The organism is Paraburkholderia sp. RL18-085-BIA-A, assembly GCF_046027075.1.
Taxonomy (GTDB): domain Bacteria; phylum Pseudomonadota; class Gammaproteobacteria; order Burkholderiales; family Burkholderiaceae; genus Paraburkholderia.
In genome coordinates this window covers 161,977-176,557 of record NZ_JARESU010000005.1, presented here as the reverse complement: position 1 = coordinate 176,557, position 14,581 = coordinate 161,977, and the positions used below count along the sequence as shown (strand labels likewise).

Below are 14,581 nucleotides of genomic sequence, written 5' to 3'. Positions count from 1 at the left end.
AAAACGGCCGTAAAAAAAATCACCGCGGTTAAGTGCATCCCGCAGGAGCCAGCGCCACGGGCCATAACCCGGGCCCCAGCTCCTGCGGAACGCCGCTTAACCGCGGCACTTACATGTTGGACAGATATTCGAAGCCTTAGTTTAGGCGAGCGTGGAGCCCTTGTAAATCATAGACTTCCAGGTTCTTGAGATAACGCAAACCTTCCACCGCGGCCCGCGCGCCGGACATCGTCGTGTAGTACGTGACCTTGTTCGCTTGCGCGCTCATGCGAATCGAACGCGAATCGGCGATCGCGGCGCGCGTTTCGTCGACGGTCGTAAAGACCAGCGCGATCTCGCCGTTCTTGATCATGTCGACGATGTGCGGACGGCCGTCCTTCACCTTGTTGACGACCTTCACCGGCACGCCGGCCGCTTCGATCGCGGCAGCCGTGCCCTTGGTCGCGACGATCGGATAACCGAGTTCGTGCAACATGCGCGCGACTTCTACGGCCTTCGGCTTGTCGGCGTCCATCACGGTCAACAGCACCGTGCCCGACTCCGGCAAACGCGAACCCGCCGCGAGCTGGGACTTGAAAAGCGCCTCGCCAAAGGTCTGGCCCACGCCCATCACTTCACCGGTCGAACGCATTTCCGGTCCGAGCACCGGGTCGACTGCCGGGAACTTGACGAACGGGAATACCGCTTCCTTCACGCTGAAGTACGGCGGGTCGATTTCCCTGGTCACGCCTTGATCTGCGAGCTTCTGGCCGACCATCGCGCGCGCCGCGATCTTCGCGAGCGGCAGGCTGGTCGCCTTCGACACGTACGGCACCGTGCGCGACGCGCGAGGATTCACTTCGAGCACGTAGATGATGTCTTCTTTCGAGCCATCCGCCTGCGGAACCTGTTGGATCGCGAACTGCACGTTCATCAGACCGACCACGTTCAGCGCCTTCGCCATCGCGCCAGTCTGGCGCTTGAGCTCGGCCACGGTTTCCTTCGATAGCGAGTACGGCGGCAGCGAGCAGGCCGAGTCGCCCGAGTGCACGCCCGCCTGTTCGATGTGCTCCATCACGCCGCCGATGAATACGGCTTCGCCATCCGAGATGCAGTCCACGTCGCACTCGATCGCGTCGTTCAGGAAGCGGTCGAGCAGCACCGGCGAATCGTTCGACACTTTCACGGCCTCGCGCATATAACGCTCGAGGTCGCGCGGCTCGTGAACGATTTCCATCGCGCGGCCACCCAGCACGTACGACGGACGCACCACCAGCGGGTAGCCGATTTCGTCGGCGAGCTTGAGCGCTTCGTCTTCGGCACGCGCGGTGCGGTTCGGCGGCTGACGCAGGCCGAGGTCCTGCAGCAGTTTCTGGAAACGCTCGCGGTCTTCGGCGGCGTCGATCATGTCCGGCGACGTGCCGACGATCGGCACCCCGTTCGCTTCGAGATCGAGCGCGAGCTTCAACGGCGTCTGACCGCCGTATTGCACGATCACGCCGACCGGCTTTTCCTTGTCGACGATTTCGAGCACGTCTTCGAGCGTCAGCGATTCGAAATACAGACGATCGGACGTGTCGTAGTCGGTCGAAACGGTCTCAGGGTTGCAGTTGACCATGATCGTTTCGTAGCCGTCTTCGCGCATCGCGAGCGCGGCGTGCACGCAGCAGTAGTCGAACTCGATACCCTGGCCGATCCGGTTCGGGCCGCCGCCCAGCACCATGATCTTCTTGTTGCTGGTCGGGTTCGCTTCGCACTCTTCCTCGTACGTGGAGTACATGTACGCGGTTTTGGTGGCGAACTCGGCCGCGCAGGTGTCCACGCGCTTGTACACCGGGCGGACGTTCAACTCGATACGGCGCTGGCGCACTTCCGCCGGCTTCGCGCCGAGCAGCTTGGCGAGACGCCGATCCGAGAAGCCGCTCTGCTTCAGATACTTCAGTTCTTCCTTGGAGAGGCTCGCGAGCGTACGGCCGGCCACCGCCTTTTCCTTCAGGACGATCTGTTCGATCTGCGCGAGGAACCACGGGTCGATCGCGGTCTCTTCAAAAATCTCCGCAGCCGTCATGCCGACGCGGAACGCGTCGCCGACGTACCAGATGCGGTCCGGACCGGCTTCGCCGATCTCGCGGATGATCTCGTCGCGGTTATCGGTCTTTTCGTCCAGACCGTCGACGCCGACTTCCAGACCACGCAGCGCCTTCTGGAACGACTCCTGGAAGGTGCGGCCGATCGCCATCACTTCGCCGACCGACTTCATCTGCGTGGTCAGGCGCGAATCGGCTTCGCGGAATTTCTCGAACGCGAAACGCGGAATCTTGGTGACGACGTAGTCGATCGTCGGTTCGAACGATGCCGGGGTCTGACCGCCGGTGATTTCGTTCTTCAGTTCGTCGAGCGTGTAGCCGACTGCCAGCTTGGCCGCGACCTTGGCGATCGGGAAGCCCGTCGCCTTCGACGCGAGCGCCGACGAGCGCGACACGCGCGGATTCATTTCGATCACGATCATCCGGCCGTCTTTCGGATTGATCGAAAACTGCACGTTCGAGCCACCGGTGTCGACGCCGATCTCGCGCAACACCGCGAGCGACGCGTTACGCAGGATCTGATATTCCTTGTCGGTCAGCGTTTGCGCGGGCGCGACGGTGATCGAGTCGCCGGTATGGATGCCCATCGGGTCCAGGTTTTCGATCGAGCAGACGATGATGCAGTTGTCCTTGGTGTCGCGGACCACTTCCATCTCGTACTCTTTCCAGCCGAGCAGCGATTCTTCGATCAGCAGCTCGCGCGTGGGCGACAGGTCGAGGCCGCGCTTGCAGATCTCTTCGAATTCGTCGCGGTTGTACGCGATGCCGCCGCCCGAGCCGCCCAGCGTGAACGACGGACGGATCACGACCGGATAGCCACCGCTGCCGGTTTGCGCAGCGATATCAGCTTGCACCTGCAACGCTTCTTCCATCGAATGCGCGGTGCCCGACTTGGCGGAACCGAGGCCGATCTTGGTCATCGCGTCCTTGAACTTCTGGCGGTCTTCCGCCTTGTCGATCGCTTCCGGCGACGCACCGATCAGCTCGACCTTGTACTTTTCCAGCACGCCGTGCGCGTGCAGGTCGAGCGCGCAGTTCAGCGCGGTCTGGCCACCCATGGTCGGCAGGATCGCGTCCGGGCGCTCCTTCGCGATGATGCGCTCAACTACTTCCCACGTGATCGGCTCGATGTAGGTCACGTCGGCCGTGTTCGGGTCGGTCATGATCGTCGCCGGATTGCTGTTGACGAGAATGACCTTGTAGCCTTCCTCACGCAACGCCTTGCATGCCTGTGCGCCCGAGTAATCGAACTCGCACGCCTGGCCGATGATGATCGGACCCGCGCCGATGATGAGGATGCTCTTGATGTCTGTCCGCTTGGGCATAACGCTCTCGCTAATGTATTCCTGAATTCTTTCCGTCGGCGCGCGTCGTTGCTGCGTTGCGCGCGCTTTGCTTTGCCCGGTTCCGTGCGGCTCGCCTTTGTGCGCCCAGTGCCCCCAGCACGCTGGGCGCGCCAGTCGCGTGGCGAGTCGCGCGCCGCCGGACCGCTCTTTGAGAGCAGGCCCGCGGCGCCGAGCCGCTGTGCCAGCCTTACGCCGCTGCGCTCTTGCCGCTCTTCTGCGCGTCCATCAACGCGGTGAAGCGGTCGAACAGATAGGCGATGTCGTGCGGACCAGGCGACGCTTCCGGGTGGCCCTGGAAGCAGAACGCCGGCTTGTCGGTCAGCGCGAAGCCTTGCAGCGTGCCGTCGAACAGCGAAACGTGGGTGGCGCGGGCGTTAGCGGGCAACGTGTCGGCGTCGACCGCAAAGCCGTGATTCTGCGACGTGATCACCACGCGGCCGTCATCCAGATCTTTCACCGGATGGTTCGCTCCGTGGTGGCCCGTCTTCATCTTCATGGTCTTGGCGCCAACCGCGAGGCCCATGATCTGGTGGCCGAGGCAGATGCCGAAGGTCGGGATGCCGCGCTCGATCAGTTCTTTAGTCGCCGCAATCGCGTAGTCGCACGGTTCCGGATCGCCGGGGCCGTTCGACAGGAAGACGCCGTCCGGGTTGAGCGCCAGCGCGTCGGCCGCGCTGGCCTGCGCCGGCAGCACGGTGACGTGGCAGCCGCGCTCGGCCAGCATGCGCAGGATGTTGTACTTCACGCCATAGTCGAACGCCACCACGCGGTACTTCGGCGCATTCTGGTTGCCGTAGCCGGTGCCCAGACGCCATTCGGTCTGGGTCCACTCGTAGGTTTCCTTCGTCGACACGACCTTCGCGAGGTCCATGCCCGAGAGGCCCGGGAACGAGCGGGCGAGTTCGATGGCCTTCGCTTCGTCGTCCGAGCCCGCCAGGATCGCGCCGTTCTGCGCGCCCCTGTCGCGCAGCACGCGGGTCAGCTTGCGGGTATCGAGGCCGGCGATGGCGACCACGCCTTCGTCCTGCAGGTATTGCGGGAGCGTGCGCTCCATGCGGAAGTTCGACGCGAGAACCGGCAGATCGCGAATGATCAGACCGGCGGCATGGACTTTCGTGGCTTCGACGTCTTCGGCGTTCACGCCGACGTTGCCGATATGCGGATACGTGAGGGTCACGATCTGACGCGCGTAGCTCGGGTCAGTCAGGATTTCCTGATAGCCGGTGATAGCGGTGTTGAACACGACTTCGCCGATGGTATGCCCGGGGGCGCCGATCGAGTAACCACGAAAGACCGTGCCGTCGGCGAGCGCGAGCAGAGCGGGAGAAAATGACGGCAACACGGGAGACTCCTTGGGGGAACACCCTGTTGCCGACCAGCCTATCCGACTGCGAGCCGCAGCGAGACACATCGACGGGATGCGCGCGCAGACTCACTCGCGACCTGCTGTTGACATTGCAAGGGGCGCGATGGGTCCATTGCGTGGACGGATCGGCTGGGTGCGGGCCCTTCTTGCTACGCCAACGGCGCGCGGCGGATGAACGGTATGGGAGAGGTAGGCGCTAGGGTGCGGGTTGATAAGCTCAAACCTTGGAATTATAGCCTGAAACCGCCCTTCCCTCCAAATCCGAGATGGCAAGCGGCCCCGGGAAAGCGCGCCGGCGCCGCAGCCAAAGCCATGCTGTTTCTGGCTCGGGAGCCGGCAAACAAAAATTTGCGCGACGCGAACCGGCATCGCACAGGCAAATCGGCGGCGGCATGCGGGGTGCCGCGCGCGGCTGGCTCAGGCCTCCTGCTCGGCGCGCACTTCGGCCGCGCGAGCCGTCTTGCGGCCAGGCAGCATGTACCAGATCGCGCTCAACACCTGCAGCGTCACCAGAATTCCCCACGCGCTCAGATGCGCGGCCTGCGGATAATGCCCGCCGTTCGCGGGCCAGTGCGACAACACCGCGCCGACGCCAATCTGGAAGCCGAATATCAGCAGGAAAATGATCAGCGTCAGCGTGGTGTTGACCCGGCCGATCATCTGCGCCGGGAAATGCCGGGCCATCACCGCGTAACTGAGAATGCCGGTCCCACCGAAAATCCCATATGCTGCCCACAGCAACCCCGCGGGCAGCGGCGCCCTGAACATGATCAGCAACTGGGTCAAAACATACAGCGCCATGCCGATGCCGCAAAACGCATACAGCGAGATGCCGCGCCGCTCCAGACTGCGCGCCGCCGCGCCGAAACCGACGCAGCCGGCCATCATTGCGAAGCCGAGAATGGACACCAGCGCGGCAGCCTCGCGCGGCTCGAAACCCTGCACGTCGCGCAACCACGCGCCGACCCACAGCGACTGCATCGCGTAGAAAACACCTTGCGTCACGACTGAGAACGACGCGATTTTCCAGAACGCCGCGCTGCGCAGAATATGCAAAGTGCCCTTGAATTGGGCGCCGAGGCTCGCCTGGTGGCGAGTTTCCTTCGTGTCGGGCGCGAGAGTCCACTGCGCGAGCGCTACCAGCACGGTCAGCAGACCCAGCCCGACGCAGACCGCGCGCCAGCTGGCGAAACCCAGCACCCACGTGAGCGGCGAGCCGACCATCACGCCGCCGAACCCGCCGATCGCCATCACGAGCCCGTTCATCAACGGCAGGCGCGCGTTCGCGAAATGCTGCGCCAACGCCTTGAATGCAGCGCCCAGGCACACCGACACGCCGACCCCGATCAGCAGGCGCCCGACCATCATCACACCGAGGCTCTGCGCGACGCCAAACACCCAGATGCCCAGCGCTGCGAACAACAACGTCGCGGCCGTTACGCGCCGCGCGCCGAAGTGATCGAGCAACACGCCAGCCGGAATCTGCGCGCCCGCGAAACCGAGGAAATACAGGCTGGTCAGCAGGCCCAGATCGGTGGCCGACAAGCCGAGATCGTGTGTGATGAACGGCGCGAAGCCAAGGTTGACGCCGCGAAACACGTAGGAAACGAAATAGCCCGCGGAAAACAGCAGAAAGACGCGCAGTTGGGTCGACGACATAAGTTTTGCGTGGGAAGGCCGACGCGGCCAAAGCACAGAAGATAAAGGAAATGCGCCCGTGTCGCCCGAAACGGTCCGCACATGAAAAACGCCGTCACCACAGGTGACGGCGTTGAAAAAAACACGGTGCGTGATCGGAGGGCAATCCATGCGCTGCCCCCGCAACGCATGTGGCCACTACCGTCGGAGCCGCTATTGGTCTAGTTACCCTTCTTCGCGCTGGCCGCGGTCTTTGGGTGGCTCTCTGCCGCAGCCTTCGACGCCTTGCTGGACGTGGACGCCGACACTTTCGTCACCTTGCCCTTGCTGGCGCTGGATCCAGTCGGCTTGCTGACTTTCCCTACCGGCTCGGCGACTTTCACCACGGCCGACCGGCCACGACCGTTCTTTTTATCGTAGTGGGACTCGCTATGCGCGTCTGCGACGCGGGTGCCGATCTTCTCGACGCCGCCGCCTTGCACGTCCGTCGCGATCCGCTCCGGGCCTGGCTCGCTCGGCACTGCCTTGCCGACCGGCACGTGCAGCACGATCACCTGGCCGCGCGTAACCTTGTCGCGGTGCGTGCGGTTCCACGCCTTCAACTGGCCGATCGACACACCGTAGCGCACGGCGATGGCCGCCATCGTCTGATTGCGGCGCACGCGGATCAGCATCTTGCGGGTATCGGGGACGTCCGGCTCCATCGCCAGAACCGCGCTTTCGGCAACATCGGCGCTGATGTCTTCGTCATCTTCCGAGCCGCGCGGCACCACGATCGTCGAGCCGGGCTTCAGACGCATGCCGACCGGAATCTTGTTCACTTCCATCAGCGTGTCCGCATCGACGCCGATCTTCTGTGCGATCGCCGCCGGCGTCGCGCGTTGGTCGACCGTGTACGTGGTCCACGATGACAGCGAGCCGGAATACGTTTTCAGATTACGCTCGAACGCGCTGGCGTTGTCGAACGGCAGCAGGATCTGCGGCTGCGTCGCGCCGAGAATCACCGGTTTCTTGAACGACGGGTTCAGCGAGCGGAATTCGTCCGTGGACAGATTCGCGAGCTTGGCGGCCATATCCACGTCGATGTCGTGCGAGGTGGTCACCGTGACGAAATATGGGTGGTTCGGGATCGACGGCAAGGTGAGCCCGTACACCTGCGGGTTCATCACAATGTTCTTCACCGCCTGCAGCTTGGGCACGTAGTTGCGCGTCTCGCTCGGCATGCGCAGGCTCAGGTAGTCGGTGGGCAGACCCGCCGCTTCGTTGCGCGCGATCGCCCGCTGCACGTTGCCTTCGCCCCAGTTGTACGCCGCGAGCGCCAACTGCCAGTCGCCGAACATGTCATGCAGACGCGACAGGTAGTCGAGCGCGGCGCTGGTCGAGGCCAGCACGTCGCGGCGTTCGTCCTGCCACATGTTCTGCTTGAGGTTGTAAGTGCGCCCGGTGCCCGGCATGAACTGCCACATGCCGGCGGCCTTCGCGACCGACAGCGCCTGCGGGCTATACGCGGACTCGATGAATGGCAGTAATGCGAGCTCGGTCGGCATATGGCGCGCCTCGAGCTCCTCGACGATGTGATACAGGTATTTCTGCGAGCGCTCGGTCATGCGCTGCACGTAATCGGGACGCTGCGCATACCAGCTGACCTGCATGTCGACGAGGTCGGTTTGCAGGTCCGGCATCTGGAAACCACGGCGAATACGGCCCCACAGATCGGCGTCCGCGCTGGTAAGTTGACTGACCGAACCCTGGTCTACGTTGATCGTTTCTTTGGCGGTGGCTGTCTTGCGAAGAGCGTCGGCTACGGCTTGCTGGGTGGCGGGATTGGTTGCAGTGGAACTGCCCGTTGTCGGTCCTTGACTCGCGCAAGCGGCGAGTGTCAGGACCAATAACGCACTAAAGATAAATCGCATGAACGTCTCGGCTTCCAAAAGGGCTGGAATTTGCAGCCGATAGTACGAAACGGCAACGTTTACGTCAATCGGAAAATGTCGAAAAAAATCAAGGAAATCTTGGGCTTGGCGAATTATTCCGATTCTTCGCGTGAGGAGCGCTTAATACGGTCCGGATTAACGGAAGCGGTTCTTCCATTCGCGCATCAATGTAAAAGCCGTCAATCGGTCGGATACCTTTTCGTGCAGTTGCTCCTGCAGGGTCGCCTGCACCGCCGGACTGGCTGCGCGCAGGAACGGATTCACCGCGCGTTCGTGCGCGATGGTGGTCGGCAACGTCGGCACATGTCGCGCCCGCAACTCGCTCGCCTTGTCGCGCCAGGCTTGCAGTTCGGCGTTGTCCGGCTCGCAGGCGAGCGCGAAACGGATATTCGACAACGTGTACTCGTGCGCGCAATGCACTTCGGTCGCGCCGGGCAGCGCGGCGAGCGCGTCCAGCGACGCGAGCATCTGCTGCGGCGTGCCTTCGAACAGCCGGCCGCAGCCGCACGCGAACAGCGTGTCGCCGCAAAAGACGTGCGGCGTTCCGCGCGGGTCCGCCGCCTGAAAATACGCAATGTGTCCGCTCGTGTGACCCGGTACGTCGAGCACGCTGAATTCGAGCACGGGCGCCGCAATGGTCACGTGATCGCCATTTTTGAGACGATGCGTGAGATGCTCGATCGCTTCACCGGCGGGGCCGTAGACCGGCACGGCCTGGCCGTTCAGCAGATCGGCCACCCCGCCGACGTGGTCTTGATGATGGTGCGTGAGTAAAATAGCGTTCAGCCGCCATCCGCGTTTCGCCAGATAGGCACGCACGGGGGCTGCCTCACCCGGATCGACGACTACCGCGTGGTGTCCGTCGGAAACGACCCAGATGTAATTGTCTTCAAACGCCGGGACCGGTACGTACTCGAGCGCATTCATAGGCGACGCATTCTTTGATATGACTGACCGAGCGATTATAGACTGGCCCGCGTGGACCGACTCACCGCCTGGCCGCTACGTGCTCGACTGGGAACAGACCCAGCTCGATCGCGTGGTGTCGGACGTGTTCGGCTATCATGCGCTGCAACTCGGCCTGCCGCAGCTCGATGCGTTGCGCGAAAACCGCATGCCGTGCCGCGGCCTCGTGCTCGATGCCGCCAGCGGCGCCAGTGCGCCCTACGCGTTTCCGCGCGGCGCGGCGCATGGCGGCAATCGCAATGGGTTGAGCAACGGGTCGGGCAACGGTGCAGCACAAAGCATCCCGGCTAGCCTGCCCGCGCCGGCCGGCCGCAGCGCGCTCTGGTGCGACCTGCTGGACCTGCCGTTCGAAGCACAGAGCGTCGATCTGATCGTGATGCCGCACACGCTGGAATTCACGAGCGACCCGCACCGGCTGCTGCGCGAGGCCGAGCGCGTGCTGATGCCCGAAGGCCAGTTGATCATTCTCGGCTTCAACTCGCTGTCGCTATGGGGCGCCCGTCAGTCGGTCGGCAAGATGACCGGCCGGCCGTTCGTACCCGCGGCGGTCGACCTGATCGCGTTCACGCGCCTGAAGGACTGGATCAAGCTGCTGGGCTTTGACCTTGAACGCGGACGCTTCGGCTGCTATCGTCCGCCGCTCGGCAGCGAGCAATGGCTGTCCCGCTATGGTTTCATGGAAGCCGCCGGCGACCGCTGGTGGCCGATCTTCGGCGCCACCTACATGATCAAGGCGATCAAGCGCGTGCGCGGCATGCGCCTCGTCGGTCCGCTGAAAGTGAAAAAACCCGTGCTCGCCCCGGGCCTCGCGCCCGCCGCCACCCCGAACACACGCAACCACACTCAATGACTCCCGAATTCATCGACATTTATACCGACGGTGCCTGCAAGGGCAATCCCGGCCCCGGCGGCTGGGGCGCGCTGCTGCGCTTCGGCGACCAGGAAAAAGAACTGTTCGGCGGCGAAGCCAACACGACGAACAACCGCATGGAGCTGATGGGCGTGATCGCCGCGCTCGAGGCGCTGAAGCGCCCCTGCAAGGCGGTCGTGCACACCGACTCGCAGTATGTGCAGAAAGGCATCAGCGAATGGATTCACGGCTGGAAGAAGAAAGGCTGGATCACGGCCGCCAAACAGCCGGTGAAGAACGCCGACCTGTGGAAGCGGCTCGACGCGCTCGTCGCGCAGCACGAAATCGAATGGCGCTGGGTGCGCGGGCATAACGGGCATCCGGAAAACGAGCGCGCCGATCAGCTGGCCAACCGCGGCGTCGCGTCGCTCGCGCAAGTCTGATGGCCGCCACGCCGCGCGCGGCACACGCCGTGCGCCCTTCCCGCGTCGCTCTTTTCGCTGCAATTTTCTGAGGCAGGCTAATCCCACATGCGTCAACTCATCCTCGATACCGAAACCACCGGCCTGAATGCCCGCACCGGCGACCGGATTCTCGAACTCGGCTGTGTCGAGCTGGTGAATCGCCGACTCACCGGCAACAACCTGCACTTCTACATCAACCCGGAACGCGACAGCGATCCGGGCGCGCTGGCCGTGCACGGCCTGACCACGGAGTTTCTCAGCGACAAGCCGAAGTTCGGCGAAATCGCCGACCAGTTTCGCGATTTCGTCCAGGGCGCGGACCTGATCATTCACAACGCGCCGTTCGACATCGGCTTTCTCGATGCCGAGTTCGCTTTGCTGGGCTTGCCGCCGGTGAGCACCTATTGCGGCGAGATCATCGATACGCTCGCGCGCGCGAAGCAGATGTTCCCGGGCAAGCGCAATTCGCTCGATGCGCTGTGCGACCGGTTCGGCATCAGCAACGCGCACCGTACGCTGCACGGCGCACTGCTCGACTCGGAACTGCTCGCCGAAGTCTACCTGGCGATGACGCGCGGCCAGGAAAGCCTCGTCATCGACATGCTCGGCGAATCGCATGCGGGCGGCGACGCGCGCGCGCCGCGCGTCGCGCTCGACTCGCTGAACCTCATCGTGATCGCCGCCTCCGACGACGAAGTCGCCGCGCACGAGGCCGTGCTCGACGGCCTCGACAAGGCGATCAAAGGCACCAGCGTATGGCGCGTCGACCCTGCCACAACCGCGGATGAGCAAACTACTTAAAAAGCACTAGACGAGCGCGGAAATCCCTGACATAATTCGGATCTCTTCGGGTGGTTAGCTCAGCGGTAGAGCACTGCCTTCACACGGCAGGGGTCACTGGTTCGATCCCAGTACTACCCACCAGAATTTTGGTGTGTCGATCACCGAAGATCAAAGGGCTTACGCAGCAATGCGTAAGCCCTTTTCCGTTTTGGGTTCGTTTTGGGTTCGATTGCGAGCGCCAGGCACTGCTGCTATAGTCGGCTCTCCGGGCATTCGCTCCGGCCATCTTCTCTACTCACTCGACCACAGGGAGGCGTGACATGTTTGCAGTGCGTATCGCTCTCCCTCGCATGGTCTCGCGACCGCTGGCCCGACCTTAAAGTCGTCAGGTTGTCGCTCAGGCGGACCCTGCTCCCACGAGCGTGCCGCCCAAATCCACGACAGTTCGTAGTCTGATTGCCGGCCGCATTCCGGCACGCTTCGACTGTCTCGTCGTTTCGCTTCTGATGGGAACTTCGGTGCGCTCACGCGTCGCCGGGTCGTCGCAAATGGCTAACAAAAAACTCGACTTTCGCGGACAGGCCTTCAGGGATGTCCTCGGCTTCACCTTCCGTCACTGGGCGCAACAGCCGTGGCGCATCGTCGCCATCGCTGCACTGGCGCTGTGCTCGGCCCTCGCGGACGTGCTCACGCCAATGTTCGCCGGCCGCCTCGTCGATGCGATCGCATCCGGCCCGGCCGCCGATCACACCGCGTGGCACGCGGCGCTCACGGCGTTCTGCGTGCTGGCCGCGCTCGGCCTCGGCGCCACGCTGCTTCGCCAGGGTGTGTACTTCAACATCATCAGGCTCACGCTGAAGATGATGAGCGAGATCGCGGCGAATGCGTTTCATCGCGTGCAGCGCTTTTCGACCGACTGGCACGCCAACAGCTTTGCCGGCTCCACGGTGCGCAAAATCACGCGCGGGATGTGGGCGCTCGACCTGCTCAACGACACACTGCTGATCGCGCTGCTGCCGTCGCTGGCGATGCTGATCGGCGCGACGGCGCTGCTCGGCTGGCGCTGGCCGATGATGGGCGCGGTGGTCGGCGTCGGCTCGCTGCTGTATATCGCCGTGACCGTGACCATCTCGCTCGGCTTTGTCGCGCCGGCCGCGCGCCTCGCGAATGCATGGGACACGCGCATGGGCGGCTCGCTCGCCGACTCGGTCAGCTGCAATGGGGTGGTCAAGGCCTTCGGCGCCGAGGAACGCGAGGAAATGCTGCTCGACCGCGTGATCGGCAAGTGGCGTCACCGCACGCGCCGCACGTGGGTGCGCGGCACGATCAACGGTGGGGTGCAGGGCGGCATGCTGGTCGCGATCCAGGCCGCCATTCTCGGCGTTGCGCTGATGCTATGGGCGCGCGGCCGGGCGAGCGTCGGCGACATCACCTTCGCGCTGACGATGTTCTTCATGTTGCAGGGCTATCTGCGCGATGTCGGCATGCACATCCGCAATCTGCAACGCTCGGTCAACGACATGGAGGAACTGGTGTCGCTGGAGGGGCAGCCGCTCGGCATCGAGGACCGCCCCGGCGCGGGCCCGATCGCGATCGGCCAGGGCGAAATCCGTTTCGAGCACGTCACTTTCCACTATGGCGCGCATGACCGGCCGCTCTACGACAACTTCTCTCTGCGCATCGCGCCTGGAGAGCGCGTCGGGCTGGTCGGGCATTCGGGTTCGGGCAAGACGACCTTCATCAAACTGATCCAGCGCCTCTACGACGTTTCGGGCGGCCGGATCACGATCGACGGCCAGGACATCGCACAGGTGCGGCAAGCGTCGTTGCGCAGCCAGATCGCGATCGTTCAGCAGGAGCCGGTGCTGTTTCACCGCTCGCTTGCCGAGAACATCGCGTATGCGCGGCCGGGTGCGAGCCGCGCCGAGATCGAGCGCGCCGCGCGGCTCGCGAGTGCGCACGGCTTCATCACGGCGCTGCCCAACGGCTATGACACGCTGGTGGGCGAACGCGGCGTCAAGCTGTCGGGCGGCGAGCGTCAGCGGGTGGCGATCGCGCGGGCGTTCCTCGCCGACGCGCCGATCCTGATTCTGGACGAAGCCACGTCGAGTCTCGACAGCGAAAGCGAAGTGCTGATCCAGCAAGCGATGGAGCGGCTGATGGTGGGACGCACGACCCTGGTGGTGGCGCACCGTCTGTCCACCGTGCGCGCGCTGGACCGGTTGTTGGTGCTGGACAAGGGCAAGGTGATCGAGGAAGGCAGCCACGACGCGCTGATCCGGCGCGAGAACGGCCTGTATCGGCGGCTGTTCGAGCGTCAGGCGCTGGAGTTGATCAAGGGCTTCGAACAGCCGGAGTTGATGCGCGCGAGCGCCGACGTCAAGGCGGATCGGGTGGACGATTCGAGCTTGCTGGTGGGGAAGTAAAGCGCAGCGAACCTGCGGAATGTCCGGTGGACGTAGCCTCGTCGAAGGCGCGCGCTCTGTCTGCGTTCCGCATGCCCGTCGCGCTCTCCCTGCTGGCGCACGTGACGCGCGCGAAACCACGAACGCCCTCAGGAATATCGCTTTACCGCCCTCGGCGCCCGCCTATACCACGCCGGCCGGCAAGCCGATGCCGCGCGCCATCCCCGTCGCCGCAAACACCATCAGCACCAGCAAAACCGTCTGGATCACGCTATAGCGCGCATAAAAACGCGCTTTTTTCAGATTCGGCACAGTGCCTTTGCGAATCGACGCGCGCCAGCGCATCAGCTCGAGCATGGATGGGACTTCGAGGATCAGAATCAACACGAGCAGCGTCATCTTGACGTGAAAGAGCGGCTCGTGGAGATAGTAGTCCGCGCCTTTCTCATAACTGCCGAAGGCACGCATCAAGCCGGTGACGATCAACACCAGTGCGGAAATGCCCCACCTGGTATCCGCGCGGAACACGGAGCGCAGCGCGGCGGGCACGGACGCGCGGCGCAGCGCCCAGGTGCGCCGCAGAATCGACGCGAGCGCAAAACCGTAAGCGAGCAGATGAAGGGCGGCAAGCAACCAGCGAACCAGCATAGCGACTCCTGCGAAAGACGCGACACGATCGACGTAGGTCCCACTCGCCCGCGTTCAACGGCCGGGCGCCATGACTTCATTATCGGGTAAGGCTCGATCTACGACGTGTTCATCG

At 63.8% G+C, this 14,581-nt stretch carries 10 protein-coding genes and 1 tRNA gene; 5 read left to right on the top strand and 6 right to left on the bottom strand.

Annotation, left to right across the window (positions count from 1 at the left end; genetic code table 11):
- Window positions 1-136: 136 nt before the first annotated feature.
- The 5 genes from carB to gloB all read right to left on the bottom strand — a co-directional run bounded on the left by carB (window position 137) and on the right by gloB (window position 9,277).
- Window positions 137-3,391, bottom strand: a complete 3,255-nt coding sequence (carB, locus tag P0D89_RS05635; RefSeq protein WP_408357049.1) for a carbamoyl-phosphate synthase large subunit — start codon at window positions 3,389-3,391, stop codon at window positions 137-139.
- 208 nt (window positions 3,392-3,599) lie between these two features.
- Window positions 3,600-4,754: a glutamine-hydrolyzing carbamoyl-phosphate synthase small subunit gene (gene carA, locus P0D89_RS05630; protein WP_408357051.1), complete on the bottom strand. Its 1,155-nt coding sequence runs from the start codon at window positions 4,752-4,754 to the stop codon at window positions 3,600-3,602.
- Window positions 4,755-5,195: 441 nt separating this feature from the next.
- On the bottom strand, window positions 5,196-6,437 hold the full coding sequence (locus tag P0D89_RS05625; protein WP_408357053.1) for an MFS transporter: 1,242 nt from the start codon (window positions 6,435-6,437) through the stop codon (window positions 5,196-5,198).
- A 200-nt stretch (window positions 6,438-6,637) separates the two neighbouring features.
- Window positions 6,638-8,329 carry a transglycosylase SLT domain-containing protein gene (locus tag P0D89_RS05620; RefSeq protein WP_408357055.1) on the bottom strand — a complete coding sequence of 564 codons (1,692 nt, stop codon included), beginning with the start codon at window positions 8,327-8,329 and terminating at the stop codon, window positions 6,638-6,640.
- A 156-nt stretch (window positions 8,330-8,485) separates the two neighbouring features.
- Window positions 8,486-9,277 carry a hydroxyacylglutathione hydrolase gene (gene gloB, locus P0D89_RS05615; protein ID WP_408357057.1) on the bottom strand — a complete coding sequence of 264 codons (792 nt, stop codon included), beginning with the start codon at window positions 9,275-9,277 and terminating at the stop codon, window positions 8,486-8,488.
- Between the two features lie 19 nt (window positions 9,278-9,296).
- Here gloB and P0D89_RS05610 point away from each other — a divergent pair, with 19 nt between their 5' ends.
- The 5 genes from P0D89_RS05610 to P0D89_RS05590 all read left to right on the top strand — a co-directional run bounded on the left by P0D89_RS05610 (window position 9,297) and on the right by P0D89_RS05590 (window position 13,839).
- Window positions 9,297-10,166 (top strand): class I SAM-dependent methyltransferase, encoded by an 870-nt coding sequence (locus tag P0D89_RS05610; protein ID WP_408357059.1) that lies wholly within the window; start codon window positions 9,297-9,299, stop codon window positions 10,164-10,166.
- Window positions 10,163-10,609, top strand: coding sequence for a ribonuclease HI (rnhA, locus tag P0D89_RS05605; protein ID WP_408357061.1), 447 nt, complete (start codon window positions 10,163-10,165; stop codon window positions 10,607-10,609). The genes P0D89_RS05610 and rnhA overlap by 4 nt, the downstream gene beginning before the upstream one ends.
- Window positions 10,610-10,696: 87 nt before the next feature.
- On the top strand, window positions 10,697-11,431 hold the full coding sequence (dnaQ, locus tag P0D89_RS05600; protein WP_408357063.1) for a DNA polymerase III subunit epsilon: 735 nt from the start codon (window positions 10,697-10,699) through the stop codon (window positions 11,429-11,431).
- A 48-nt stretch (window positions 11,432-11,479) separates the two neighbouring features.
- Window positions 11,480-11,554, top strand: a tRNA-Val gene (locus P0D89_RS05595).
- 407 nt (window positions 11,555-11,961) lie between these two features.
- A complete protein-coding gene (locus P0D89_RS05590; protein WP_408357065.1) occupies window positions 11,962-13,839 on the top strand; it encodes an ABC transporter ATP-binding protein in 1,878 nt (625 codons plus the stop codon).
- Between the two features lie 162 nt (window positions 13,840-14,001).
- Here the strand turns inward: P0D89_RS05590 and P0D89_RS05585 are convergent, their stop codons facing one another.
- The gene (locus P0D89_RS05585; protein ID WP_408357067.1) at window positions 14,002-14,466 is read right to left on the bottom strand and encodes a DUF2214 family protein; all 465 of its coding nucleotides are present in this window, start codon (window positions 14,464-14,466) and stop codon (window positions 14,002-14,004) included.
- Window positions 14,467-14,581 lie beyond the last annotated feature (115 nt).